At 69.4% G+C, this 25,610-nt stretch carries 22 protein-coding genes; 15 read left to right on the forward strand and 7 right to left on the reverse strand.

Annotated elements, in window-relative coordinates:
• Positions 1 to 600: 600 nt before the first annotated feature.
• The 3 genes from AB5I40_RS08820 (at position 601) to AB5I40_RS08830 (ending at position 5,699) form a co-directional block, all read left to right on the forward strand.
• Positions 601 to 2,019: an FAD-dependent monooxygenase gene (locus tag AB5I40_RS08820; RefSeq protein WP_370937948.1), complete on the forward strand. Its 1,419-nt coding sequence runs from the start codon at positions 601 to 603 to the stop codon at positions 2,017 to 2,019.
• Positions 2,020 to 2,214: 195 nt separating this feature from the next.
• Positions 2,215 to 3,207, forward strand: coding sequence for an ArsR/SmtB family transcription factor (locus AB5I40_RS08825; RefSeq protein WP_370937949.1), 993 nt, complete (start codon positions 2,215 to 2,217; stop codon positions 3,205 to 3,207).
• A 236-nt stretch (positions 3,208 to 3,443) separates the two neighbouring features.
• Positions 3,444 to 5,699: a protein kinase gene (locus tag AB5I40_RS08830; RefSeq protein ID WP_370937950.1), complete on the forward strand. Its 2,256-nt coding sequence runs from the start codon at positions 3,444 to 3,446 to the stop codon at positions 5,697 to 5,699.
• A 12-nt stretch (positions 5,700 to 5,711) separates the two neighbouring features.
• Here AB5I40_RS08830 and AB5I40_RS08835 read toward each other — a convergent pair whose 3' ends face one another.
• Positions 5,712 to 6,707 carry an amidohydrolase family protein gene (locus tag AB5I40_RS08835; protein WP_370937951.1) on the reverse strand — a complete coding sequence of 332 codons (996 nt, stop codon included), beginning with the start codon at positions 6,705 to 6,707 and terminating at the stop codon, positions 5,712 to 5,714.
• Between the two features lie 110 nt (positions 6,708 to 6,817).
• Here AB5I40_RS08835 and AB5I40_RS08840 point away from each other — a divergent pair, with 110 nt between their 5' ends.
• From AB5I40_RS08840 to AB5I40_RS08850, 3 genes are all read left to right on the forward strand, one after another.
• Positions 6,818 to 7,693 carry a LysR family transcriptional regulator gene (locus AB5I40_RS08840; RefSeq protein WP_370937952.1) on the forward strand — a complete coding sequence of 292 codons (876 nt, stop codon included), beginning with the start codon at positions 6,818 to 6,820 and terminating at the stop codon, positions 7,691 to 7,693.
• Between the two features lie 755 nt (positions 7,694 to 8,448).
• A complete protein-coding gene (locus AB5I40_RS08845) occupies positions 8,449 to 9,786 on the forward strand; it encodes an amino acid permease (RefSeq protein ID WP_370940478.1) in 1,338 nt (445 codons plus the stop codon).
• 48 nt (positions 9,787 to 9,834) lie between these two features.
• Positions 9,835 to 11,622 (forward strand): serine/threonine-protein kinase, encoded by a 1,788-nt coding sequence (locus AB5I40_RS08850; RefSeq protein WP_370937953.1) that lies wholly within the window; start codon positions 9,835 to 9,837, stop codon positions 11,620 to 11,622.
• On the opposite strand, the gene AB5I40_RS08855 is transcribed toward AB5I40_RS08850, so the two are convergent.
• From AB5I40_RS08855 to AB5I40_RS08865, 3 genes are read right to left on the reverse strand one after another with little or no spacing between them, the layout of a single operon-like run.
• Positions 11,619 to 12,425 (reverse strand): M15 family metallopeptidase, encoded by an 807-nt coding sequence (locus tag AB5I40_RS08855; protein ID WP_370937954.1) that lies wholly within the window; start codon positions 12,423 to 12,425, stop codon positions 11,619 to 11,621. The two genes, AB5I40_RS08850 and AB5I40_RS08855, sit on opposite strands and share 4 nt — an antisense overlap.
• A 22-nt stretch (positions 12,426 to 12,447) precedes the next feature.
• Positions 12,448 to 13,251 (reverse strand): MBL fold metallo-hydrolase, encoded by an 804-nt coding sequence (locus AB5I40_RS08860; protein ID WP_370937955.1) that lies wholly within the window; start codon positions 13,249 to 13,251, stop codon positions 12,448 to 12,450.
• Positions 13,248 to 13,982 (reverse strand): MBL fold metallo-hydrolase, encoded by a 735-nt coding sequence (locus AB5I40_RS08865; protein ID WP_370937956.1) that lies wholly within the window; start codon positions 13,980 to 13,982, stop codon positions 13,248 to 13,250. The genes AB5I40_RS08860 and AB5I40_RS08865 overlap by 4 nt, the downstream gene beginning before the upstream one ends.
• Before the next feature lie 142 nt (positions 13,983 to 14,124).
• Here AB5I40_RS08865 and AB5I40_RS08870 point away from each other — a divergent pair, with 142 nt between their 5' ends.
• Both AB5I40_RS08870 and AB5I40_RS08875 read left to right on the forward strand, forming a co-directional pair.
• Positions 14,125 to 14,736, forward strand: coding sequence for a helix-turn-helix domain-containing protein (locus AB5I40_RS08870; RefSeq protein ID WP_370937957.1), 612 nt, complete (start codon positions 14,125 to 14,127; stop codon positions 14,734 to 14,736).
• Entirely contained in the window at positions 14,736 to 15,449 is a 714-nt protein-coding gene (locus AB5I40_RS08875) for a hypothetical protein (protein WP_370937958.1), read from the forward strand. Before AB5I40_RS08870 ends, AB5I40_RS08875 begins: the two co-directional genes overlap by 1 nt.
• Here the strand turns inward: AB5I40_RS08875 and AB5I40_RS08880 are convergent.
• Positions 15,413 to 16,288 (reverse strand): polysaccharide deacetylase family protein, encoded by an 876-nt coding sequence (locus AB5I40_RS08880; RefSeq protein WP_370937959.1) that lies wholly within the window; start codon positions 16,286 to 16,288, stop codon positions 15,413 to 15,415. The two genes, AB5I40_RS08875 and AB5I40_RS08880, sit on opposite strands and share 37 nt — an antisense overlap.
• Positions 16,289 to 16,344: 56 nt before the next feature.
• On the opposite strand from AB5I40_RS08880, the gene AB5I40_RS08885 reads away from it, so the two are divergent.
• The 7 genes from AB5I40_RS08885 (at position 16,345) to AB5I40_RS08915 (ending at position 23,157) form a co-directional block, all read left to right on the forward strand.
• Positions 16,345 to 17,682, forward strand: coding sequence for an amidohydrolase family protein (locus AB5I40_RS08885; RefSeq protein ID WP_370937960.1), 1,338 nt, complete (start codon positions 16,345 to 16,347; stop codon positions 17,680 to 17,682).
• Positions 17,679 to 17,849 carry a hypothetical protein gene (locus AB5I40_RS08890; RefSeq protein ID WP_370937961.1) on the forward strand — a complete coding sequence of 57 codons (171 nt, stop codon included), beginning with the start codon at positions 17,679 to 17,681 and terminating at the stop codon, positions 17,847 to 17,849. Before AB5I40_RS08885 ends, AB5I40_RS08890 begins: the two co-directional genes overlap by 4 nt.
• Positions 17,846 to 19,231: an amidase gene (locus tag AB5I40_RS08895; protein ID WP_370937962.1), complete on the forward strand. Its 1,386-nt coding sequence runs from the start codon at positions 17,846 to 17,848 to the stop codon at positions 19,229 to 19,231. The genes AB5I40_RS08890 and AB5I40_RS08895 overlap by 4 nt, the downstream gene beginning before the upstream one ends.
• Before the next feature lie 81 nt (positions 19,232 to 19,312).
• A complete protein-coding gene (locus tag AB5I40_RS08900; RefSeq protein WP_370937963.1) occupies positions 19,313 to 20,173 on the forward strand; it encodes an ABC transporter permease in 861 nt (286 codons plus the stop codon).
• The gene (locus AB5I40_RS08905; protein ID WP_370937964.1) at positions 20,170 to 21,150 is read left to right on the forward strand and encodes an ABC transporter ATP-binding protein; all 981 of its coding nucleotides are present in this window, start codon (positions 20,170 to 20,172) and stop codon (positions 21,148 to 21,150) included. Before AB5I40_RS08900 ends, AB5I40_RS08905 begins: the two co-directional genes overlap by 4 nt.
• Entirely contained in the window at positions 21,131 to 22,114 is a 984-nt protein-coding gene (locus AB5I40_RS08910; RefSeq protein WP_370937965.1) for an oligopeptide/dipeptide ABC transporter ATP-binding protein, read from the forward strand. Before AB5I40_RS08905 ends, AB5I40_RS08910 begins: the two co-directional genes overlap by 20 nt.
• A complete protein-coding gene (locus AB5I40_RS08915; protein ID WP_370937966.1) occupies positions 22,111 to 23,157 on the forward strand; it encodes an ABC transporter permease in 1,047 nt (348 codons plus the stop codon). The genes AB5I40_RS08910 and AB5I40_RS08915 overlap by 4 nt, the downstream gene beginning before the upstream one ends.
• Here AB5I40_RS08915 and AB5I40_RS08920 read toward each other — a convergent pair whose 3' ends face one another.
• Both AB5I40_RS08920 and AB5I40_RS08925 read right to left on the reverse strand, forming a co-directional pair.
• A complete protein-coding gene (locus AB5I40_RS08920; protein WP_370937967.1) occupies positions 23,158 to 24,057 on the reverse strand; it encodes an MBL fold metallo-hydrolase in 900 nt (299 codons plus the stop codon).
• A gap of 115 nt (positions 24,058 to 24,172) precedes the next feature.
• On the reverse strand, positions 24,173 to 25,600 hold the full coding sequence (locus AB5I40_RS08925; protein ID WP_370937968.1) for a dihydroorotase family protein: 1,428 nt from the start codon (positions 25,598 to 25,600) through the stop codon (positions 24,173 to 24,175).
• Between the last annotated feature and the right edge of the window lie 10 nt (positions 25,601 to 25,610).

A 25,610-nucleotide genomic window follows, 5' to 3' on the forward strand; every position in this document is an offset into this window, starting at 1 on the left:
GGCTGGAGCTACATCGAATGTTTCGTGGTTGTGCCGTCGTTGTATTTCGCTTGCCGCGGGTTCCCCGGCGCCGCAGACTGACCCGCCGATGCCAAGTCCTGCGCGAATCCGGAATCAGCCCTGCGTGCCCGCCCGCGTCCGCACCTGCCGACGTCGACGCACGACGGCTGGATGCACCGCGGTTGGTCGCGCGGCGGTCGGACCGGCATCCGGGCACGCGACGTCAGCTGGGCGCACCCCGGCTGAGAGGGCGACGGCTCGGCGAACCGCAGCCAGGCATACCGCAGCAGAGTCAGCAGCGGCTCGACGAACCCCAGCCAGACACACCACAGCAAAGTCAGCAGCAGCCGGGCGAACTGCGGCGAGACGTGCGAGAGGCAGGCACGTCACGAGCCAACGCACAACCGCCGCCCGCCCCGCAGCCGAGCAGGTGCCGACCAGCCGCACCTCGGCTGGCCAAACACCACCCGGGCACAGGGCAGCCGCGCGAACCGCAGCAAGCCAGGCGGCAACCACCCCCGCCTCGGCTCCGCGCACAGCGGCCCGACACCCATCAATCAGCCACACCGCACCACAAAAAACCGACCGAACAGGTGGTTCATGATCGACGTCATCATCTCCGGCTGCGGCCCCACCGGCGCGACGCTCGCCGCCGAGCTTCGGCTGCACGGCGTGCGGGTCCTCGTGCTGGAGAAGGAAACCGAGCCGCTCCCGCTCGCCCGCATCGTCAGCCTGCACATCCGCAGCCTCGAACAGCTCGCGATGCGCGGACTGCTGGAGCGCGTCCTCGAACGCGGACGGCAACGTCCGGTCGGCGGCATCTTCGCCGGGATCCCCAAACCCGCCCCCGAAGGCCTCGAATCCGCGTACCTGCTTGGCATCCCGCAGCCAGTCGTCGTCCGCCTGCTCGAAGACCACGCGATCGAGCTGGGCGCGGAAGTCCGGCACGGCTGCGCAGTCGCCGGTTTCGACCAGGACGAGGACGGGGTCACCGTCGAACTGGCCGACGGCGAACGTCTGCGGTCGCGCTACCTCGTCGGCTGCGACGGCGCGCGCAGCACCGTGCGCAAGCTGCTCGGCGTCGGCTTCCCCGGCGAACCCTCGCGGACCGAAACCCTGATGGGCGAGATGCCCGCGACCGCGCCGCAGGAGGAGATCGCCGCCAAGGTCGCCGAGGTCCGCGAGATCGACAAGCGGTTCATGCTGAGCCCGGTAGGCGAGGGCATCTACCGAGTAGTGGTCCCGGCCGCGGGAATCAGCGCGGAACCGCCCGTTCTCGAGGACTTCAAGCAGCGACTGCACGCCATCGCCGGAACCGACTTCGGCGTCCACTCCCCGCACTGGCTGTCCCGCTTCGGCGACGCCACCCGCCTGGCCGAGCGCTACCGCGTCGACCGGGTGCTGCTGGCCGGCGACGCCGCGCACATCCACCCGCCCACCGGCGGACAGGGCCTCAACCTTGGCGTCCAAGACGCGTTCAACCTCGGCTGGAAACTGGCCGCGCAGGTCCGCGGCTGGGCCCCGGCTCCCCTGCTGGACACCTACCAGGCCGAACGCCATCCGGTCGCCGCGGACGTCCTCGACAACACCCGCGCCCAAATGGAACTGTCGTCCGCCGAAGCCGGGCCGCGGGCCGTGCGCAGGCTGCTCGCCGAGCTGATGGACTTCGACGAGGTCAACCGCCGCCTGCTCGGGAAGATCACCGCGATCGACATCCGCTACGACTTCGGCGAAGGCCCCGACCTGCTGGGCCGCCGCCTCCCCGACCTCGCCCTGAAACAAGGCCGCCTCTACGACCGCCTCCATCAGGGCCGAGGCCTGGTGCTCGACCGCACGGAGCGACTGAACGTCGAAGGCTGGGCCGACCGCGTCGACCTCATCGCGGACCCCGCCGCGACCCTGGACGCTCCGGCCGTCCTGCTGCGCCCGGACGGATATATCGCGTGGATCGGCGAGGACCAGCAGGACCTCAACGACCACCTCGCCCGATGGTTCGGCCAGCCCGCCGCTGATGCCTGAACAACGGCTCCCTACCCGACAACCACCGAGGGCGGCTGACCGCCCAACCAAACGAAAACCAGCAAACCACCACCGAGCTCAACCAAACCAGCCGCTCCCCGCCCAACAACCACCGCACGCCGCGCCCTCCCCCGCCTGAGTCGACAAACCCGCCGATCCCGCCTCGCCGACCGCCAAGTGACGCATAATCGCGACGTGCCGCTGACCCTCGACCTGAGCACCGCCGACCTGGCCGCCACCAGGCTCGCCGTCTCGCCGTTGTCCGAGACGGTCTCCGGCCTGCAGACCCTGGCCGGCTGCTGGGGCCGGACTCGCCACGGGCGCTGGACCCGCTGGGCCGCGAGCGAACTCGCCGGCCGTCCGCTGGATCTGGCCTGGACGTGGCCGTTGCTCGTCACCGGCCGGACCAGCTGGCCGCAGTTCCTGCTGCCCGCACCGGACCGTGCGGCGAGCACGATCGACGAGGCGCTGGCCGCGATGTGCCGGACCACCGCGCGCCAGGTTCGGCGCAGCCTGCACGGCGTGTTCGGCGACCGCCTGCCCGGCCCCGCCCGGGCACTCGCCGCCGATCCCGCTGCCGGGCTGCGCGCGATCGCCGAAGAACTCCGCCAGGCACACGACCGCCTGATCGCACCGCACTGGGCCCGGCTGCGCGCCGTTCTCGACGCCGACATCGCTTACCGCGCCAAGCAATGGGCCGACGGCGGCGCGGCCCATCTCTTCGCCGACCTGCACGCCGAGCTGAACTGGTCCGGCAGCCGGCTCACTCTCGACGGCGACCACCGTCCCTCGCCCGGCCGCCCTTCCGGCGGGTTGGTGCTGTCGCCGGTCGTGCTCGGTCCGCCGTGGGTGATGATCAAACTGCACACCACCACCCAGACCACGATCCGCTACCCGGCCCGAGGCAGCGGTGCAGTGTGGACAGCCGCCGGACGCCGTCCCGCCGAACCCGCGGTCCGCCTGCTGGGCCGACGTCGGGCCGAACTCCTGGAGACGCTGCGCTCCCCCGCCACGACCACCGACCTCGCCGAAACCCTCCGCGTCTCGCCGAGCGCGGTTTCGCAACACCTCCGAGTCCTGCGCGACAGCGGCCTGGTCTCCGGACGGCGATCCGGTCGCGAGGTCCTGTACCGCACCACCGAACAGGGAATCCGCCTGCTGAACCCCTCGGCCGAATCACCAAGGTGACGCCTCCCCCTGCCCAACGTCAGCCGCTGGCCCGGCACGGAATGCGCCCGTCCGCCGAAGCACAAAACTGACGAACGCAAGCCCCGATCCGCCAAAACCGGACCAAGGCGATCCAGGCCCTGCGCTTCCCACGACCGAGGCACAAATGTGACAACTCCACACCCGATGCCACATTTCCGGAGTACGATCTCGCGGAACCGGCGGGCGGGCCCGCGGGGAGAGGGGAAGCGGCGGGGATGAGCGAAACCTGGCAGGTGCCCGGGTTCACCGAGGTCGACGTGCTCGGCGTCGGCGGTTTCGGGCGCGTCGTGCTGGCCAAGCATCAGCAATCCGGCCGCATGGCGGCGATCAAATACCTCCTCGCCGAGTACCTCGCCGACCCGGACATCGCGGCTGGGTTCCGTCGCGAGGCGTGGCTGCTGTCCGGCGTCCGAAGCCCGCATGTCGTGCAACTGTTCGACTTCGTCGAGACGCCGCAGGGCGCGGCGCTGGTGATGGAGGCCGTGCCCGGCGTCTCCCTGCGCGCGCTCCTGGCGACGGAGAACATTCTCGCCCCCGAATCCGCGTTGGCCATTCTCAAAGGTTCGCTGCTCGGACTCGCCGACGCACACGCCGCCGGAGTCGTCCATCGCGATTACAAACCGGGAAACGTCCTGGTGTCACGGGAAGGCCAGTCGAAGCTGGTCGACTTTGGACTGGCCACTTTGGACGGACAAAACGGACTGACCGCCGGTTCCCCGTCGTACATGGCACCGGAGCAGTGGGCCGGGCAGCCGGGCATGCCTGCCACCGACGTGTACGCCGCGACCTGCGTGTTCTACCAATGCATCACCGGACACCAGCCGTTCGAGGGGACCACCGCCGACGAACTGCGCTCGCTGCACCAGATGGCACCCGTGCCGCTCGACACGGTGCCCGAGGAACTGCGTCCGCTGATCGCGCGCGGCATGGCGAAGGATCCGGCGTGGCGACCGTCCACAGCGGACGCTTTCGTCGCCGAATTGGAGACCGTCGCGCGCAAGGCTTACGGAAAGGACTGGGAGAAACGCGGCTGGAAGCGGCTGGCCGCCTCGGCCGCCGCCCTGACCGCGCTCACGCCGTTGGCCCTCCTGACCACGGCTGGCACGGCCGCCGCGCCGATCGGGGCCGGTGCCGGCGCCGTGGCGGCGGGAGTGCCTGCCACGGGCACCGGAGCGGGCGCGACCGCGGTGATCGTCGGCAAGGTCATCGCCGTGCTGGTGGTCGTCGGCGCACTGGTCACCGGCGGAATCCTGGTCTTCAATCGCCAGGACGACCCGCCCGCGCCCGCGGCGCTCACGGTGGCGATCCAGACTGATTCCGGCCGCGACCAAGCCCTCCCGATCACCTACAGCCTCCAGTATCCGCAAGTGTCCGGCGGGCCGGACGCCGCCGTGCGGAAACGCATCAACGACGCTTTGCGCGCCCCGATCGACAAGCGGCTGAAGGCCATCCGCGACGCACGGTCCAATCCGGACTGGCAGCAGCAGTTCACCGAGGCCGGGGAAACGCCCGCCGCGCGATCGACCGCGCGGATCCTCCTGCAGACCCCGAGCCTGCTTTCCGTGCGCTACGACCACGATCTCGACTCGAAAGTGCTGTGGCACACGACGTGGCGGTTCCCGGAAACCGTCACCGTCGACCTCGGCACCGGGAATCCGGTCGGCCCCCAGGACATGTTCCGCCCCGAGGTGCTGACCGCGGCCGGAATGAAAACGCTCACCGACCGCGTCGAACCGCACACCAGGAACGGTTTCTGCCAACTGGCGTCCGTCGACGAAAACGGGCGGAAGACCACCATCGACGCCGCCGACCGGGTCCCGGCGCGCGGGCACGTTCCGGGGACCTCGATCGGATTCACCAAGGCCGGGGCCGAATTCGAAATCCTGTGGTACGACCTCGGCTGCGTCACGGCGGCGGGGAAAGAAACCGTGACTGTTCCGTACGCCGAAATCTCCGATCTGCTGCAGCCGAAGTTCGTGACAATGCTCGGCGCCCCAACAGCTTCCCCGTCACCTACGCTACCGGCCTCGTCTTCCCCAGCGGTCGGCAACACCTACACCAACCGGCGATTCGGCTTCACCACACGCGTTCCGCAGGGCTACACCGCCGCGTCCTACAGCCCGGACAACGGCGACGGAATGACGTTCACCAACACCGGCCTCGACGCGACCCTCACCGTATGGGGCACCAATTCCGGCGGCCGGACCACCGCGGCCGCACTGGCCGCCGCGGCGTCCGAAGCAGAAGCAAACGGCGGCCGAGTGACCTATCGCAAGGCCGAAGGCGACCACTACACGATTTCCGGCTACCAAAGCGACGGCAAGATCTTCTACGAGCGAGGATTTACCGGAGCGGGGTCGACGGCGTCGCTGCGCTGGGTTTATCCGCGCGAGCACAAGTCCGAACTCGACACTCCAGTGAGCACCACAGCGGACGCCTTCCGCCCCGGAGACCTCTCTCAGCCGCACTGAGACGCCGCTGGATCAGGCCAGGCCGAGCAGTTCGTCGGCATTGCGGTGGGCGATCTTTTCCTGGTCCTCGGCGGAAAGATGCGATTCGGTCAGGAACGCCACGGCGCCCTCGTTGCCGAGCATCGGGAAATCCACGGAATGGATGATCCGGTCCGCGCCGACGGTGTCCGCGCAATACCGCAGCTGGGCCTGGCTGAACATGCCGCTGGGGGTGATGAACACGTTGTCCCGGAAGTACTCGCGGAAAGTCCGGTCGAGCCCGGTCATCCGCCTCGGCATGGCCTCGTCGAGCCGGTCGAGGTAGAACGGGATGAACTCGCCCCAATGGCCGAGCACGAACTGCAGGCCGGGACAGCGGTCGAGCACCCCGGTCAGCACCAGGTGCAGGAAATGCACCGCCGTCTCCTGGTGCCAGCCCCACGCGGCGAGCCGGAGAGCCCCGGAGACCGCGGGCGAGAGCCCGCCGGCGTAGCTGGCCTCGCTGACCGGCGCCGGAGGCGGGGCCGGGTGCAGGTAGATCGGCACCGACAGGTCGCTCGCGGCGCGCAGAATCGGATCGAACCGCGGCTGGTCGAGGAATTCGCCGTCGGTGCGCCCCATGATCATGGCGCCGACGAAGCCCAGTTCGCCGACGCACCGGCGCAGCTCGTCCGCCGCGGCGCCGGGCACGGCGGTCGGCAGGGTCGCGAACGCGGCGAACCGGCCCGGAAACGCCTCGACCGCCTTGGCCATGGTGTCGTTCGCCGCCGCGGTCAGTTCCGGTGCGACGGCCGCGGGCAGAAAGGTGTTCACCAGCGACAGGACCTGGGTGGTGATGCCGTGGCGGTCCATGTCGGCGATCCGGGCGGAACCGAGGTCCGCCAGGAGATCCGGGTGCCGCGGGTACGGCATCCCGGTGTCCGGGGCGAACGCCGCCGCGTAGCCGGGAACGTGTTCGAGCATGCTCGGCATGCCGGCGGCGGTCACCGCCGGGTCGGTCCAGTGTTCTTCGAGCGTGACAATCCGCATCGCTGCCCCTCTTCGTCGGCCTGTCCCTCCACGATGGACCTGACGGGCGATAGGCTCAAACACTTGTTTCTGATTCATCGATCAGTACCGCTGACAGGAGCTGGACGGAGATGGAGCTGCGGCACCTGCGCTATTTCGTCGCGGTGGCCGAGGAGGGCGGGTTCAGCGCGGCCGCGCGGCGGCTGCACGTCGTCCAGCCCACGTTGAGCATGCAGATCCGCGATCTGGAACACGAACTCGGCGGACCGCTGTTCGACCGCACCGGGCGACGCCCCCGGCTCACCGCGGCGGGCCAAGCGTTCCTGGTCGAAGCCCGGCAGGTGCTCGCGCAGGCCGAACGGGCGCGGGACACCGCGCGGTCGGCGCTGCGCGGGGAAACCGGGAGCGTCCGGATCGGCGTCGCGGGCGCGGCCGTGTTCGGCGGCCTCCTCGCCGGCTCGATCGGCGAGTTCCATCAGGCCAGGCCGCTCGTCCGGATCGAATTGCGGGAAGCCGGGCCGCTGGCGCAGCGCGCCGCGATCCTCGCGGGCGAACTGGACGTCGGCTTCAGCGCGCTCGCCGCCCCGGCCGACGAACCGCGGCTGGCCTCGATCCCGGCGAGTTCCGTGTCGTTCCTGGTCGCGCTGCCCGCCGGGCACCCCCTCGCCGAGCACGAAACGCTGACCGTCGAGCAGATCGACGGCGAAGAGCTGATCGAGTACATCACCGGCGACGGCGATCTCGTGCCGCACGGAGTGCGTCGCTGCGGGGCGGACCCGCCGTCCTCGCCGGCCCGGTTTCGCGGCGACAGCACGCTGAGCGTTCTCGCGCTGGTCGCCGCGAAGGTCGGTCTGGCAGTGGTCCCGGCGGGCGTGGACCGGGCCGCGGTGCCGGACGTGGTGTACCGGCCGCTGGCCGAACCCGGTCTGAGGACCGACTTCCATCTGCTGCACCGCAGCGACGAAACCGCACCGGCCGTGGCCGCCTTCGTCCGCGCCTGTGCTTAGCCGCCGGTCTCTCCGCAGCGCGTTCCCTGACGGCCCGAGCCGTTCCGCGCGACTCTGCGCACAGCCGGGCAAACCCGGCGCGCAATGCTGCTCCATTCGGATGATCGACAACGGTCCCGTCCGGCATCCCGACCCGCTCGCACCTAGCCTCGACGGACCCGGCGGCCGCACACTGTCCCCGCGTCAGCGAGGCCCGGCTCCGCGGCCGGTTCCGACAACGTTGTCGGCCGGGGGCGCGACCGCGGGACGGCACGGCCGAACGAGAGGAAGATCGATCGATGGCTGATCGGATCACCGGGCAGGGCCAGGGAAGCCCGGACGAGGCGACTCCCAGCGAAGCGGCCGCGGGCACGACGACCCCTCGGGAAGCGACTGCGGGCAAGGCGGCTCCGGCGGAGGCAGCCGAACGGACGGCGGCTCCGGGCGACGCAACCCCGAGCGAAGCGACCACAAGCACGACGACACCCGGCGATGCCACCGCAGGCAAGGCAGTCCCAGCAGAGGAAGCCGAACGCACAGCCATCCCGGCCGAAACGGCTCCCCGCAACACCGCCCCAGCCGACGCGGCCAGAGGCAAGACAGCCCCGGCCGAGGGTGCGGGCGAAACGGCCGCAAGCACACCGACCCCGGCGGAAGCGCCCGCCACCAAAACGGCAACTGCACGCCCGGCGACCTCAACAGAGTCACCCGCGAGCAAAACAGCGACCACTCCAGCCGAACCGAAGACCGGCCCCAAAAAGCTCCGCTCCCGCCACATCACCATGATCGCCCTCGGCGGCATCATCGGAGCCAGCCTCTTCGTCGGCTCCGGAAACGTAGTGCGCGCAGTCGGGCCGGCCGCCGTCATCTCCTACCTCATCGGCGGGCTCCTCGTTTTCCTCGCGATGCGGATGCTCGGCGAAATGGCCGCGGCGCGGCCGGCGATCGGGTCGTTCATGGAGTACGCCCGGGTGGGGCTCGGCGAGTGGGCGGGGTATCTCGTCGGCTGGCTGTACTGGTACTACTGGATCGGCGTGATCGCGTTCGAGGCGGTCGTCGGCGGGTCGGTGCTCGGCGGGTGGTTCCCGGACGTGCCGCAGTGGGTGTTCTCCGTCGTGCTGCTGCTGTTCTTCACCACGACGAACCTGGTGTCCGCGCGGTCGTTCGGCGAGGTCGAGTACTGGCTGGCGAGCATCAAGGTCGCCGCGATCGTCGTGTTCCTCGCGGTCGGCACGCTGTTCGCGTTCGGGCTCTGGCCGAAGGCGAGCTTCTCGATCCCGAACCTCTGGCAGCACGGCGGCTTCGCGCCGAACGGCTGGTGGCCGATCCTCAGCGGCGTCGCGATCGTGATTTTCTCCTACTTCGGCACCGAGATCGCGGTGATGGCCGCGGCCGAGTCCGAGGATCCGGCCAAGGGCGTCCGGCAGGCGGTCAGCACGGTGATCTGGCGGATCCTGCTGTTCTTCGTCGGCGGGGTGCTGCTGATCGTCACCATCGTCCCCTGGAACCAGCTGCCGAATCCCAAACAGGAGGGGCCGTTCGCGCACGCCTTCACGCTGTTCGGGCTTCCCGGCGCCGGCCTGGTGATGAACGCGGTCGTGCTCACCGCCGCGTGTTCGGTGCTCAACTCCGGGCTCTATTCCGCCGGACGGATGTTCTCCGCGCTCGCCGAGAAGCGGCTCGCGCCGCGCGTGGTGGCGAAGAAGAGCAAGGCGGGCGTGCCGGTCATCGCGGTGGTGGCCTGCACGATCGGCGGGTACATCGCGGTCTTCGTCAACTTCGTCGCGCCGGACTCCGGCATCTTCGACTTCATCATGAACTCCGCGGGCCTGGTCGCGCTGTTCGTGTACTCGTTCATCGCCTTCACCCAGATGCGGATGCGGCACAAGATGACGCCCGAGGAACGCGCCGGGCTGAAGCTCAAGATGTGGCTGCACCCGTGGCTCGGCATCCTGACCGTCGTCGGCGTCGTGGCGATCATCGTCGTCATGCTGCTGACCGACGATTCCGCCCGCACCCAGGTGTGGACCAGCATCGTGTCGCTGGCCGTGATCGCGGCGTTCTGGCCGCTGGTGCGCCGGGGATTGCGGAAGTCCGCCGCGAAGGAGGGCTGAAGGAGCGGCCGGAGGGCAGTCCGGGAAAGCGCGCTTTAAGCTGTCGCCGTGGCTGCTCCGCAGGTGATCGCCGGGCGTTACCGGCTCGAGGAACGCCTCGGAGCCGGCGGGATGGGTGTCGTCTGGCGGGCCAGCGACCTCGAACTGCGCCGGACGGTCGCGCTCAAACGGTCGCTCGACGGCGACGAGCCGCAGATCCGCCGCGAAGCCCGGCTCGGCGCGGCCCTGCAGCACCCGAACATCGTCGCGGTCTACGACTCCGTTTCCGACGGCGCCGACCGGTGGCTCGTCATGGAGTACCTCCCGGCGCGCAGCCTGGCCGAGATCGTGCGCGCCGACGGCGTCCTGACCCCCGAGCGAGCCGCCGCGGTCGGGGTGCAGATCGCGTCCGCGCTCGCCGCGATGCACGCACGCGGCATGGTGCACCGCGACCTCGCCCCGGGCAACGTCCTGGTCGCTGACGACGGCACCGCCAAGCTCGCCGACCTCGGCATTTCCCGCGGTCACGAGGTCACGCTCACCGACAGCGCCCGCGTCGGCGGCACCGCCGGGTACCTCGCGCCGGAGGTCGCGAACGGCGAGGCGGCCACCGCCGCGTCGGATATCTTCTCGCTCGGGGCGACGCTGTTCGCCGCCGTCGAGGGCGGTTCTCCTTGGGGCAGCGGGGAAAACGGCCCGTTCGCGCAGCTGCGCCGAGCGGCGGAAGGGACGCCCGAATCGCCGCGCAACGCTCGCGAGCTCGGGCCCGCGTTGCAGGCGATGCTCAGCCGTCAACCGGAAAGACGCCCGACTGCGGCCGAAGTCGAAGGATTCCTGCGCGGTTCGCCGGTGCCGCACAGGAAGAAATCCCAACGACCAGTGCTCATCGGCGCGGCGCTCGGCTTAGCAGTACTTCTGGCCGCCGGGTTTCTCCTCTTCACCCGCGACGACGCACCGCCCGCGAACGCGACCGCCGCACCGCCGTCGCCGGACCTCGTCGGCGACCCGCACACCGCCGACCCCTGTTCGCTGCTGTCGGTGAATTCCCTGGGCCAGTACGGAAAAGTCTTCCTCGAACCGAATCTCGGCACGTTCGCCCGCTGCGACCTGAACACGAGCCTGCCCAGCGGCGGCGGCACGATCGTGACCAGCCTCGAACTGTCCGAGCCCGAGGAGTACCCGCAGGTGCCGCCGGTCCGGGGCAAGCTCGGCGAGATCCAGCGGCCGAATCCCGACTCCGGGAAGTGCCGCCGGTCCTTCACCCTGCCCGATCTCAGTGTCGTCACGGTGAGTTCGGTCCGCTCCGACGGCACCGCCGCGCCGCAGCTGTGCGCGATGTCGGACGCGGTCGTCGGCGACGCCTACGCGCGAGTGGCCCGCGGCCCGATCACCCGTCGTGCCCAGCCGTTCCCACCGGATTCGCTGGCCCGGACGGACGCCTGCACGCTGGTCGACGACGCCACGCTCCGCCGGACCGTCGGGCCGGGCTACCCGGTCGACCGGCATTTCGCGGATTGGGCCTGTTCGTGGGGGCACGACGCGAAGTCGGTCGACCTCTACTACGACCGGCAGTGGCCGCTCGCCGAGGACCCGCCGGACGGCCAGACCCGCACTGCCGTCGGCGGCCGCCTCGCGTACGTCGATCCGCACGAGAAGGCTGGCGACACGTGCGACGTCACCGTCGTCTACCGCACGTACTCGCCGACACTCCCGTCCCTCGAAGGAACACCGGAACGGCGCGACGAGGTCGTGCTGGTCGAGGTCACCGGCGAAGCGAACAAAGGCAACCTGACCGCCATCTGCGACACCGCGAAATCAGTCGCGGGAGTCGTCGCGGCCCGGCTCCCCCAGTCCTAGCCCACCGGGCACTGCAACGACCTCCGCCAGATCGGGAAGTCGAAATAGGTGTCCGGGAACGTCTCCGGCTGGAACGTGTAGTGCCACCATTCCTCGGGCAGGTTCTTGAACCCGGCCCGCTCCAGCCCGTGCAGCAGGAGCATCCGGTTCGCCTTCTGCTTCCCGACGATCCGCGGGTCGAGCGTGTGCGCGAGGGTGTCGAAGCAGTCGAAGCCGGTGCCCATGTCGATGGAGTTGTCCGGGAACCGCTCGGCTTTCGGGCCGTAGCAAGGCTTCAGCGGTTCGCCGGGGTGGTACGGCCGCGTCGGGAACGCCGGGAGGCGAACGAGCGTCAGGTCGACCGTGCTTCCCCGGCTGTGGCCGGATTTCGCCGCGATGTAGCCGTCCTCGAAGAGCCGGTCCTTCTCCACGCGCGGGTAGAACTCGGCTTTCATCCGCAGGTCGGACAGGTCCTCGGCCCAGCGCACGAAGTTGTCGACCGCGCGCTGCGGGCGGTAGCAGTCGTAGACCTTCAGCGTGTAGCCCTGGCGCAGGAACGACAGCTGCGCCTTGTGCAGCGCGACGGCGGCGTCCCGGGTCAGGATGCACATCGGCTGCCGATAGCCGTCGACTGGCGCGCCGGTGAAGTTGTGCGGCGTGATGTAGCGGATTTCCTGCACGATGGTCGGATCGACGTCGCGCAGGGCGACGAATTCGGGCGGTGCCTTCGGCTCCGGTGCGGCCGGCGCCGGCGGGGCGGCGACGAGACAGGTCAGCAGACTCATCGCGGCGACCGCCAGGCCGCGCATCATCTTTCCGCGCATAGCCCGCTTGCTTACCACAATCTCACGCGCTGGTGTAGGCGTCGTACACCTGCCGATGCGCGGCCAGCGCGGTCTTCATCATCCGCGGCACGTCGGCGATCACGTTGCCGTGCGCGGGCGCGATGAAATCCGCCGGGTGGGCGGCCAGGAACTCGCCGATCCGGCCGAACGTGTCGGTGACGTCGACATATCGCGTCCAGTACAGCGCGCGGCCGGTGCCGTAGGCCGCCTGGTCGACGGTCGGCGCGGCGGGCATTTCGGTGGACAGCAAACGGCATTCGCCGGGGCGGTGGCCGGGTTCGTCGTCGCCCATCGAAGGCAGCGTCGGGACGTCGTGGACGAACGAGAAGCCGTCCGAGACGTACAGGACGCGATCGCCCGGATCGTAGGCCCAGACGGTGTTCGGCAGGTCCTGGATGTATGCCTCGGCGAGTTCCAGCTGCCGGTCGCCGAGGTCCAGTCGGTCGCCGGGGGCGAGCGGGCGCAGGCGGTGGGAGTACTCCGGGTAGTGCAGGTGGTAGTCGCGCACGTCGCCGACGACTTCGGCGCCGGGGTAGCGCGCGAGGAGCGCCGGGAGATTGCCCGCGTGCGGGAGTTCGGGGTGGGTGGGCAGAAGGTAGTCGAGGGAACGACCGGCCAGGGCCTCGTCCAATTGAGCCTCGATGAGCGGCCAGTGGCGCGGGTCGCCGGTGTCGATCAGGACAGTGCGCGTCGAACCGGAAACGAGGTAGGCGGACACGTGGTAGTGGACCGGGCCGTCGCTGGCCATCGCTTGCATGCAGCCGCCCAGCCACTGTGTGGCGGCGGCGATCCGGCGAGCGGTCATCGGTCGATCTCCTTCAGCACAGCCTCGACGTGCGCGGCGACGGTTTCCTTGCCCAGCAACGGGAAACCGTGGCCCGGCGCGATGGTCTCCACGGGATCGGCGGCGAAGACGGCGCGAAGGTCTTCCGACACTGGCGCGGAGTCAGCGTGGTCCAGCCAGGAAAACTTGACTCTCAGCTGCGCTGCGACGGCCGCTGGGTCCGGTGCCTCGTCGGCTTCGGTTCTGTTGTGGCAGAAGGCATCGGAGGTGAAGAGGGTTTGGCTCGCCGGGTCGTACGGCCACAGCGTCGGCAGCAAGCGCAGGCGCGGCGCGTGGATTCGCAGCGAGACACCGGGAATCGGTTCCAGCTCCAGTGGACGGCCTTCTTCGACGGTGATCCGCTCGCGGGCCGCGTCCACGACCGGCACGGTGATGCCGCCGGTGTAGTGCACGGCGGTCACCGGGAACGCGGCCTCGATCTCCGGGAGGTTGAGGCAGCAGTCCATTTCGGTCCGGGTCAGCACCACCGCCAGCGGGGTGTTCGCGGGCAGCACTTCGCGCAGCTGCGCGACAATCCTCGCCGCGTGCGCGCGGACGCCGGTGTCGATCAGCACCGCGCCCGCCGCCGAGCGGACGAGGTAGCAGTTCAGCGGCTGCGTCCCGCGGACGCCGGCGGGAGCCCAGCTCACCCGGCCGTCCAGCGGAATCGAGCCGCCCAGCCGGAAGACCCGGCCCTCTCGCAGTGCGGTCATGTCCTTCAGTTTGTTGAAGTCACATCACTATGTCAACGACTTGTCCGGTTCCAGTCGCAACATACTGAAGAGCTTTTGATAAGATGACGCCGTTCGCACGATCCGCCCCGCGGGCGGACCGGCTCCCGGAGGAGAAGCAAAGATGGGATCCGCCCAATCCGAACCGCCCGCCGCGGAGGACAACCGCGACTACTGGGTGAACCACCTCGGCGCGACGCTCAGGGCGCGCCGCAGCGGCCGGTTCACCGTCGAGGAGCTGTCCGCGCGCTCGGGCGTCAGCGCGGGCCTGATCAGCCAGATCGAGCGCGGCATCGGCAATCCGTCGTTCGCCACGCTGCTGCGGCTGGCCAACGCGCTCGAGGTGCCGATGGCCGACATGTTCCTCGGCCAGCAGTCGCACGAGACGAAGGTGCTCGTGCGCCGCGAGGAGCGGCTGCGGATGGAACTGCCCGGCGACGGCATCGTGCAGGAGATGCTCGTCCCCAACACCGACCGCAAGCTCGGCGTGCTGGAAATGACCATCCCGTCCGGGTTCCGCGGCGAGGACGTGCCGCATTCGCACCCCGGCGAGGAGGTCGTGGTGGTGCTGTCCGGAACGCTCCGCGCCACGATCGGCGGGCAGGCGTTCGTGCTCAACGAGGGCGACACGATGAGCTACGACTCCTCGACGCCGCACTGGTGGAGCAACGAACACGAGGAGCCCGCGGTCATCCTGGCGATCTCCACTCCCCCGTCGCTCGGCCGCGTGCACTGATGCGACCGGGCGAAACGCGGCTCGGCCTGATCGTGCCGTCGTCGAACACGAACGCCGAACCGCTCACCGCCGCGATGCTGGCCGGCACCCGGGCGACAGCGTTCGCTTCCCGCTTCCCGCTGCCCGCGGACCTGGCCGCGGCGATCGACGCTTCCCTGGTCGGCCCCGCCGCGGATCTCCTTGCGGAGGCGGGGATTTCGGCGATCGCGTTCCACGGGACTTCCGGTTCGTGGCTCGGACTGGAGCACGACCGGGCGCTGGCCGCCGGTCTGGCGGAACGGACCGGGGCGGCGGCTACGACGGCCTCGCTGGCGCTGGTGGCGGCGGTGGAAGCGTTGGGGGCCAAGAAAGTCGGGCTGGTTTTTCCCGGTCCTTCGTCCATTGCGGACACTATCGCTGCGGAGTACGGCGCGGCCGGGATCGAGGTCGTTTCACGGTCGGTGCCGTCGAGGCCGATGACGAATCCGGAGATTTCCGGGCTGCCGTTCTCGGAGATTTCGACGCTGGTCTCGGCGGCGGCTTCCGCTGCTGCCGACGCGATCGTGTGCGTCGGGACGAATCTTCGGGCGGCGTATTTGGTGCCGGAGCTGGAATCCCGGCTGGGAGTTCCGGTCGTGGACAGCGCGGCGGCTACCGTGTGGCAGCTGCTCGCTCTCGCTGGCGGTTCGGAGCAGCTTCAGGGCTGGGGACAGTTGTTCGATTCCCGCCAGTAGCGGGCGATCTCATCCCGCCGCGCCACCCACACGTCCCGCTCTCCCGCGTAGCGCAAGAACGTCCGTAGCGCGTTCACATACCCGGGACGGCCGATCAATCGCGGATGCAGCCCCACGCTCAGCACCGTCGCGCCGGGGCGAGGGTCGTCCAGCAGCATCGCGAGCGAGTCGCACAGGTACGCGCCGAACGCGCGGCCGGTCCGGAATTGACTCAACAGGCCCGAATCGTTCGTGTCCCCGGCGTACGGAACGACCGGCAGCCCACCGTCCACATAGGGCAGATCGTCGCAGAAGCTGTTGGAGTCGTAGGAATATCCCTCCGCGGCGACAGCAGCGCGGGTCCAGGGCGAGATGCCGTCCCGCGAGTACCAGCAGGCTGGGCGTTCTCCGGTCAGCTCCTGCAGAAGGGCCGTCGAGGACTGGACCTTGGCGAGTTCCTCCGACGGCGAGAGGTCGGTGTGCGTGTCCCACCGCAGGCCGTGGTTGGCGATCTCGTGGCCGTCCGCCACCAGCGCGGCCGCGATCGGCGGAGTGAGGGCGTGGGCGCAGCAGAACGCGGTCACCGGAGCCTCGAACTCCCGCAAAGCCCGCAGCACCCGCCAGAAGCCCGCTCGCGCACCGTAGTCGAAGGCTGACTCCAGGGTCAGGTTCCGCTGCCCGGGCACGACCCGGTGCCGCTCCCAGTGCGCGCCAAGGTCGTCCACGACGTCGCCGCGGGCGGTTCGCCGTTCTGCGCCGTCCTCGATGTTGAGCACAATGGACACGGCGACCTTCCGCCCGCCCGGCCACGTGCCCGCGGGCGGCTCCGCCCCGTGCCCGATGAAGTCGCGTTCGCTCACAGGGACATATTGAATACTCTTCTATTTGTTGAAGCAAGCTCGTAGACTCGTCCGGCATGCGGACCGTCATCACCGGGGGAACAGTCATCGCGGGGCCGGACGTGCTCCGAGCCGCCGTCACGCTCGACGGCGGGCGGATCCGGGACATCGACCCGCGACCGCCCGAAGACGCCGACGTCCGGCTCGACGCCGCCGGATGCGTTGTCCTGCCTGGTTTGATCAACTGCCACACGCACGGCGTCACGCCCGGCCCGCTCTTCCCGAGCGGCGCTGAGGCGCTGCCCGAGAACGGCTGGCTCGGCAACCTCGACCGGCATCTGCTCGCCGGAACCACGACCGTCCTCAATCTGTGCGGACTGGCCACAATGGACGAAGTCCGGACGGCGGACCGCGCGCACGCGGTGAAAGTCAAAGGCGCGACCACGCACACGCCGTCCGCCATCGCTGCCGCGCAGGCCGCCGATGGCGCGGGGCTGACCGAGGCGCACCTGACGACGTCGGCCGAGAAGCAGCTCGCGGACGGCGCGATCGCGATCGGCGAGCTCGGCGGCGGGCAGACGATGGGCGGCGGCGGTCAGGACCTGCAGTACATCCCGGCCGCGATCCACCGCGAGACCGGCGTGACTATCTCCGCCGAGCAGGCGCGGACGCTGAAGGAAGCCGTCCTCGGGCCCCGTCTCGACAGCGCGCTGGACGAACCTGCGTTGAAGGCGGCGCTTACGGCGGCGGGTCTGGCGGGGTTCAGCGGGCAGGCGGCAGCGAAGCTGGTCCGCGAGTCCGTACTGCCGTCTTTCCACGCCGCGCTCGATGGGCTTCGGGAAGGCGTCGAGGCGGCGGCGAAGTACGGCGTGCCTGCGCTCGTGCACAGCGCGGCAGCCAGTGGAAAGCCACTCGTCGAACTCGCGCGGAAACAGCTCCGCGCGAGCGTGATCGCCACGCACAGCAACCATCCGTCCTACTCCCCCGACGAAGCCGTCGAGACCGCGTTAGTGCTGCAGTCCGCGGGCTGGTTGCTCGAATGCTGCACGTTCGACCTGCTGCACCGGCAGCACACGGTGCGCACCCGCGAGCACTGGGACCGGATGTTCGCCGAGACCGCGGTGGACCTCCTCGCCACCGACTACGGGTACCTCGGGCAGCACGATCCGCTGCTGGCCGGGGTCGCGGACCTGGTCGCCAGCGGCCACCGCAGCCTGCCCGACGCGGTAGCGCTGGCGAGTGCGAACGTCGCCGACGCCATCCCCGGTCTCGCCCCGAATTCCGGGCGGTTACAACCGGGAAGGGCCGCGGACGTGGTGGTCGCCAGCGAGGATCTGCGCGAGGTGCGGCACGTGTTCGTCGACGGCATCCAGGTCGTCCGCGACGGACAGCTCACCCTGGCGGCCCGCCGATGAACGACGCCGAACTCGCCGCCGTCGCCCAGCTCGTCGGAGAGGACGTACTAGCGAAGGATTGCGCCGCATTGGAAGCCGCGCACGCCAACCTGGCCGGAGCGATCGAGCAGCTGCGCGCGGTCTCCGGCGAACACCCCAGCGACTTCGACGTCAGGTGGCCCCAGTGAAGTGGCAGTACGGGATCGAAGAAGCCGCGAGACGCATCGCTGCCCGCGAGCTGAGCGTGGTCGAGTATGTCAGCAGCGTGCTCGACCGCCTCGCCGAAACCGAACCTGAGGTATCAGCTTGGGCGTATGTGGATCGAGAAGGCGCGTTGAGAGCCGCCCAGCAGGCGGACGTCGAGATATCAGCGGGACATCACCGAGGGCCGCTGCACGGCATACCGTTCGGCGTCAAAGATGTCATCGACACCGCGGGCCTGCCGACCGAAGGCGGCTCGAAGGCGTATGCCGGGCGTGTCCCGGATCGCGACGCGGCGACCGTCCGCACGCTGCGCGAGAACGGCGCGATCCTGCTCGGCAAGACCGTCACGCACGAAATCGCTTACGGGCAAAACTTTCCGCCCACCCGCAACCCGTGGGATCCGAGCCGCTACCAAGGCGGGTCGAGCGCCGGTTCCGGAGTCGCGGTCGCGGTCGGGTCGGCACCGGGATGTCTCGGTACCGATACCTCCGGCTCGGTGCGCAATCCCGCCTCGGTGAACAGCCTCGTCGGGATGCGGCCGACGACCGGGCTGATCGACGGCGCCGGGATCATGAACCTCAGCGAGCAGCTCGACCAGGTCGGCCCGATCGCACGCACGACTGTTGATTGCGCCCTTCTGTTGCAGGGCATGGTGAAAAGCCGCGCCGGCCTCGGCCCGGAAGACATCGCGGCAGCGGTGCGCAGGCCGTTGACCCGGCCTCGTGTCGGCGTCGACTTCGCCGCCTGGCACGACTGGGGCGTTTCCACCGAAGTGCAGGCGACGATCAAGGAAGCAGTGAACGTACTGGCTTCCACCGGCGTCGAAATCGTCGACGTCAGCCTGCCGGAATTGAGCCTCGCCCTGCCGGTCACGCTCGTTTTGTGTTTGGCGGACGCGTTGCGCCTGCACGGTCCGGCACTTTCCGACCGGCCGGAAGACTTCGAACCCGGCACCCGCGTCATGCTCGAACTCGGTTGTGCCGTAACCGAAGAACACCTGACACTGGCCCGCCGTGCGCGAGCCCATCTCCGAGACCGCGTCCGCGCCGCCTTCCTGGACGCCGATCTCACCGCGCTCGTCTCCCCCACGCTGTCCGGAATTCCCCCGCGACTGAGCGACCTTTCGACCGATTTGACCCGTGAAAGCGACGAAGCCGATCTGTCGAGCGCACTTCTGCTGCTGGCCCCCGCCAACGTCTGCGGCCTGCCCGCGTTGAGCGCGCCCGGCGGGTTCGTCAACGGGCTCCCGGTCGGCCTGCACCTGCTCGGCCGCCCGTTCGAGGATCTGGCGCTTTTGCGTTTGGCGCAGCACTATGAAACCGCCGTGGCCCGCCCCGCGCAGGCCACGCTCCGAAGTGGACGGTGAACCCCTCGTGACCTCGCTTCCGCCCTGGACAGGGCCGTCTTCACTATGTAACAGTGACCCAATGCATAGTGAAGGCCCGGCATGACCGCGGCGGCCGTCGGCACCGGCCGGGTCCGGTCCGCGCGACGGCGGTCCGGACGCCGGTTCCGCAACGCGGGCGTGCTCGCCGCGCTCGCCTTCCTCGCCGGCCTGTGGGTCGTCGCGGCGTTCGTGCCGCTCCCCCACAGCGCCACGGTGCCGGACGTGTCGGCGATCGCCGCCGCCCCGAGCGCGACGCATCCGTTCGGCGTCGACATCAGCGGGTTCGACGTCTTCTCCCGCACCATCACCGCCGCCGCGAGCGACCTGCCGATCGCGGTGTTCGGGTCGATGCTGTCGCTCGCGATCGGCGTCCCGATCGGACTGTTCACCACGACCGGCCGGATCGGCGAGGCGTGCATGCGCGTGGTCGACGCGTTTTCCGCGCTGCCGGTCATCGTCCTCGCCGTGGTCGCCATCCAGCTGCTCGGCGGCGGACTGCTCGACGTCATCGGCGCGATCGCGGTCGTCAACATCCCGCGCTTCGCCCGGCTGACCCGCGCCGAAGCGGTGGCGCTGCGGCAGGCCCGGTTCGTGGAAGCGGCGGTGGCGATCGGCTGTTCCCCGCTGCGGGTCGCGTTCAACCACGTGTTCCGCAACGCGTACGGCGTCGTGCTGGTGCAGGCGATCTTGGCCGCCGCCAACGCGATCGGCGTCATCGCGGCGCTGAACTTCCTCGGCGTCGGCGTGCACCCGCCGCAGCCGACGTGGGGTTCGATGATCCACGACGGCGCGTCGATGCTGGTCGAAGGACAATGGTGGGCCGCGATTTTCCCGACGGTCGCGATCTTCCTCGTCGTCTCGTCCCTAACCGTCATCGCCGACTGGTTCGAGAACCGCGTCGAAGGAGGGGCGAAAGCATGAGCGAATTGCTGTCAGTCCAGGGCCTGGAAGTCGAGTTCCCAGTTCCCGGCGGCGCGTTCCGCGTGCTCGACGACGTGTCTTTCTCGGTGCGGGACAACGAGATCGTCGGCGTGGTCGGCGAATCCGGGTCCGGCAAATCCACCACCGTCCGGTCGGTGATCCAGCTGCACAAACCCGCGCGGATCACTGGCGGCAGCGTCGTGTTCAACGGTCGCGAACTGCATCAGTCCGCACCAAAAGAACTGCGCCGGATCCGCGGCCGCGAGATCGGTTTCGTGGCGCAAAGCCCGTTCGACGCCTTGAATCCCGTGCTGCGCATCGGCAAGCAGTTCGAGCACGTCATCCGGGCGCACGAACGCGCGAGCCGCAGTGAAATCCGCACCCGTGCGCTCGAATTGCTCGCCTCCACCGGAATTCCCGATCCGGCGCGGACTCTCGACGGTTTCCCGCACGAACTCAGCGGCGGCATGGCGCAGCGCACCGTGATCGCGCTGGCGCTCAGCCTCGGCCCGCGACTGCTCATCGCCGACGAGCCGACGACCGCGCTCGACCTGACCGTGCAGCGGCAGGTGCTCGACCTGATCCGCGGCCTGGTCCGGGAAAGCCAGCGGTCGATGCTGCTGGTGACGCACGATCTCGGCGTCGTGGCCAATTACTGCGACCGCGTCGTGGTGATGTACTCCGGGCGGGTCGTGGAAGTCGGCGACGTCGCGACGGTGTTCGGCGATCCGCGCCATCCCTACACCCGCACGCTGCTCGACGCGGCGACCACCGACATCCGCACCGCCGCCCCGAAATCCGCCCCGGCGAAGCGGGAAACCGCGCCGGGCTGCAACTTCGCCCACCGCTGCCCGCGCGCCGACGGCGTGTGCGCCGAGGAACGTCCCCCGCTCACCGTGACGGACCCGGGCCACGGCTTCGGGTGCCACCACCCGCTTTCGATCGAGGTGACCACCAGTGCCGGTACTAGTCGCTGAAGACCTGCGGCGCACGTTCCCCGGCCTCGGCGGCAGTCAGGTCTGCGCCGTCGACGGAGTCGACTTGGCCGTCGCCGAGGGCGAAACCCTCGGGCTGATCGGCGAAAGCGGGTCGGGAAAGTCCACTTTGGGCAGGCTGCTCGTGCGCCTGCTCGACGCCGACCGCGGCACCGTCACGCTCGACGGCCGCGAACTGACGAGCCTGCGCGGTGCCGAGCTGCGCCGCAGCCGCCGCGACTTCCAGATCGTGTTCCAGGAGCCGTTCGCCTCGCTCAACCCGCGGTTGAAGGTCGGCGCGATCGTCGAAGAACCATTGCTGGTCAACGGAAAGTCCGGCACCAAGGCCGAACGGCGGCAACGCGCCCTGGACACTCTCGCCGACGTCGGCCTGTCCGAGGAACACTACGACCGCCGCCCGGCCGACCTCAGCGGCGGCCAGCAGCAACGCGTCGGCATCGCCCGCGCGCTCGTCACCGGGCCGCGGTTCGTGGTGCTGGACGAGCCGACGTCCTCTTTGGACCTCACCGTCCGCGCCGAGGTACTGCAACTGCTCGCCCGGTTGCAACACGACCGCGGATTGACCTTTCTGTTCATCTCCCACGACATCCACACCGTCCGGCGGCTGTGCTCGCGGACCGCGGTGATGTATCTCGGCCGGATCGTGGAAATCGGCCCCACCGAGTCCGTGCTCGCGCACCCGCAGCATCCCTACACCAAGGCGTTGCTGTCCGCGGCGCTGCCGGTCGACCCGGGACACCGGCTGCCGCATCTGCCGCTCGCCGGAGACCCGCCGAAGCCGACCGAACACCGCGTCGGCTGCGCTCTCGTCGGCCGCTGTCCTATTGCGACCGACGAATGCGCGACCACCGAAGTTCCGCTGCGCCCGGTCGCCGCCGCGCACGAGGTGGCTTGCCTGCACGCGGGCCAAGATCTCGGCATTGAAGCAAAGGAAGCGCACGCATGATCGTATTCGTGCTCCGCCGGCTGGCGGCCGGTGTCGGAATGCTCGTCCTGCTGATCGCGCTGAGCTTCGGCCTCGTGTCGATGATCCCCGGCGACCCCGCCGTCACCATGCTCGGCGACGCGGCCACGCCCGATCAGATCGCGCACGTCCACGAACAACTCGGCCTCGACAAACCGCTGCCGGTGCGCTTCTGGGACTACCTGGTCCAGGTGCTGCACGGCGACCTCGGCACGTCGTACTTCACCGGCGCGCCGATCACCCACGAACTGCTCACCCGGCTGCCGAACACCCTGGTGATCCTGGTGCCCGGCCTGCTGCTGGCGGTCGTCCTCGGCACCGCGATGGGCACCGCCGCCGCGTACCTGCGCGGCCGCCCCGCGGACCGCGGGCTGAGCTGGGCGTCGTCGCTGATCCTCGCGGTGCCGGAATTCGCGCTCGGGCTCGTGCTGGTCTACGTCTTCTACCAGCTCCTGCACCTGGCCCCCGCCCCGCTAGGCATGGTCGACCCAACCGCGCCGGTCCCGCCGGTCCAAACCGGTTCGGTGGCACTGGACGCCCTGCTGTCCGGCTCGTGGCCGACGCTCGGCTCGATCTTCTCGCACGCGGCGCTGCCGATCCTGACGCTCGGGATCTTCTTCGCGGCTTACTTCGCGAAGACTGTGCGCACCGGGTTGAGCCAATCGCTGCGGAGCGCGCAGGTGGAATTCGCGCGGGCGTGCGGGCTGAGCGAGTTCCGCGTGTACCGGTACGCGATGGCGGATATCAGGCGGTCGCTGTTGACATATCTGGTGATCCTGTTCGGTGCTTCACTGAGCGGGGCTGCGATCTTGGAAAGCGTGTTCGCATGGCCCGGGATCGGCGGATGGTCGCTGGACGGCGTGCTGAAGGGCGATATCCCGGTGATCCAGGGGTTTGTGCTGGTGCTCGGGACGGCGACGCTGGGCGCGTACTTGATCCTCGACATCGTGACGATGCTGATGGATCCCCGGGTGCGCAGCAAAGCCCGCACCCGGGGCAAAGCCCTCAAACCAGCCGCAGCCTGATCAGTAATCCCACACCGTAGGCACGAACCGGAACGCGTTCCCCGCCACCGCCACATGGCAGACCGACGGGAACGGCAGATGCGTGGCCACCAGCTGCTCGCCGCTCGCCGCGAGTTCCTTCAACAGCTGAATCCGCACCCGCGCCGACTCCTCGGGATCGTGCTCGAACCCGTTGTACCAGTCAGGATTGTCGAACCCAGGCTGGAACACCGCATCACCAGCGAAGGTCAGCCGATCCCCGCCGGACTCCAGCCGGACGATGCTGTGGCCGGGAGTGTGCCCGCCGGTACGGCAGATCCGCACTCCCGGTGCCACCTCGTGTTCCGTCTCGAATGGACGCAGCTGGCCGCGGTACACGTCCAAGAACCGGGTGGCCGTCGTGCGCAGCACCTCCGGGATCGGTTCCGGCATCACGGTCCGCGAGAAATCGGGAGCCTGCCAGAACTCGGCCTCCGCCGACGCCAGATGGACCTGCACGTCCTCGCGCAGACGACCACGAAGACCCTCGACGAGCAAGCCGCCGATGTGGTCCATGTGCAAGTGAGTGAGCACGACGTCGGTCACCGAAGACGGGTCGATCCCGGCCGCGACGAGGCGCATCGCCAGTTGGCCGGCGCGCGGGAAGCCGGGGAATTCGGTGCCCAGTCCGGAATCGATCAGCACTGTCCGGCCGCCGCTGCGGACCACGGCGACGTTCAGCGGCCAGTCGATCATCTCCGGCGGCAGGAACATTTCGCGCAGCCACGCCGCCAGATCGGCCCGGTCGGCGTTGGTGGCCAGCGTTTCGGCGGTGATCGGCAGCACCCCGTCGCTGATCACCAGCACGTCGATGTCGCCGACCTTCAGCGCGTACCGCGAAGGGACCGCCTCGTCGAGACGGGCGGAAGGGGCCAAGCTCATGGATTCTCCTCGGGGAGTAGGCCAGGTCGTCGGCTAAGACCGGACAACCCCCGAGTTTGTGACAAGCCCACGAGAAAAAGACGCGACCCGGGCCGCGCCTTTCTCAAGAGCAGGGTCAGCAGGCCGGACGGCTCGCCACGTCCGACGACAGCGACTGCTTCAACAACCGCCCGCCCGGAGACGGGGACCGCAACGCACCGTCCTCGACCAGGATCTGCCCGCGCAGCACAGTCAGCCGGTTGCGGGCCGCCGCCTCGTAGCCATCCCACGGCGTGTAATCCGCTTCATGCAGGTCAGCCGCGGTGATCTTCCACTCCAGACCCGTTTCCATCAGCGCGAAATCCGCGTCGCTGCCGACCGCGATCGCGCCCTTGTGCGGGTACAGGCCCATGATCTTCGCCGCGTTGGCCGACGTGAAGTCCACGAACCGGTTCAGCGGAAGTCCCCGCCGCACCACGGCTTCGGTGTACGCGACCGCCATCCGGACCTCCACGCCGGCGTGCCCGCCAGTGGCGTCGAGGATCGTCTGCCCGCGCGTCTTCACGTCCAGGTCGGTGCACACGCCGTCGGTCGCCAGCGTGCTGAGCGTGCCCGCGACCAGCGAGTGCCACATCGCGTCCCGGTCCGCGGCGGACTTCAGCGACGGATAGGTGTGGTAGATGACGCCGTTCTCGCGCTTGTAGTCCTCCGCGGTGTAATACGCGTAGTGCGGCAGGACTTCGCCGTACACCGGCTGTTCCCGCCCGCGCGCCTCACGGATCGCCTCGATGCCTTCGGCCGCGCTGACGTGCATCAGGTAGATCGGCGCACCGACATGCCGAGCGAGCGTGATGACGCGCTGGAACGACAGCTGCTCGGACAACGCGTTGTGCGCGTCCGGCATGTACGGCACCGCAGTCTTCTGCTCACGCTGCAGCCGCTTGTACGCGTACATGACGATGTCGTCGTCCTCGCCGTGCACGCACAGCATCGCGCCGGCCTCGGCGGTCTTCTCCATCAACGCCCAGATGTGCCCGACGTCCGTCTTCTGCTTCGGCCGCGTGGGCGTCGTGTTCGTCATCCATACCTTGAAACTGCCGTGCCCGGCCGCGACGACCTCGGGTACCTGGTCGAGGACCTCGAACGGGATCTCCGGCTGGGCGAAGGTGCCGTGCAGCGCGTAGTCGGTGTACGAGCTGCCGGACCATTCCTTGCCCTTGCGCTCGAACGACTGCCACAGCTCCTCCCCCGGCTTCCAGTGCGCGAAGTCGATGAGCGTGGTCGTGCCGCCGTGCACCGCGCCCTCGCTGACGCGGTCCGGGCCGAAGCATTTGATGCCGGATTCGGCGGCGGTCGGCAGCACGGAGTTGGTGTGCACGTGCGGGTCGATGCCGCCGGGGACGACGAGCAGCCCGGCGGCGTCGATGGTCCGCGCCGCTTCCGGCGGTTCGCCGTGCCCGGACTGGGAAAGCCCGACGATGATTCCGTCAGCCACCGCGATGTCGACGTGTTCGACCCCGGCCGGGGTCACCACGGTGCCGTTGCGCACGATGAGATCGAGCATGGTTTCCTCC

This window comes from Amycolatopsis sp. cg13 (assembly GCF_041346965.1).
In the GTDB taxonomy this organism is placed as follows: Bacteria; Actinomycetota; Actinomycetes; order Mycobacteriales; family Pseudonocardiaceae; genus Amycolatopsis.